Origin of the sequence: Kordiimonas laminariae, from assembly GCF_023008165.1 — a bacterium.
GTDB lineage: Bacteria > Pseudomonadota > Alphaproteobacteria > Sphingomonadales > Kordiimonadaceae > Kordiimonas > Kordiimonas laminariae.
The window spans coordinates 1-439 of record NZ_JAKQZA010000022.1; the positions used below are offsets into that span (position 1 = coordinate 1).

The window sequence follows — 439 nt, forward strand, 5'->3', positions numbered from 1 at the left end:
TCATACCAACTGATCAGTATGTTTCCGTTATCCAGCACAGCTGCCGAAGGCAATGATTGATCACCCGCAGTTTTATCGCTAATCAAAAATTCACCACCTACAGGCTGTCCATTCGCGTTATAAAGTTGACCATAAATACCGCTACCAGAACCATCTGCGCCGCTTTGATCCTCAAACACAACAACATAACCACCCGCAAGCGCCAGATGATCTGACGAAAAAGTTGCTATACTTGGATTTACCTGATTACCAACAGTAGTAGAATTTACCTGTCCCCCATCTGTGGGGTCTGTTATAATAGGCGGAAGCGTTGGGGTCGGCAGCGGAGCCAATTCATCAATATCCAACACTCTTAGCTGTATATCAAAGCCATTACCATCACCTGTATCTGACTGATAACTAACAACAACATCACCGGCAACATTAACATCTGCATCAA

General features: G+C 44.4%; 1 pseudogene. It reads right to left on the reverse strand.

Annotation, left to right across the window (positions count from 1 at the left end):
* Positions 1 to 439, reverse strand: a pseudogene (locus tag MF542_RS17500) (hypothetical protein); the annotation flags it as partial.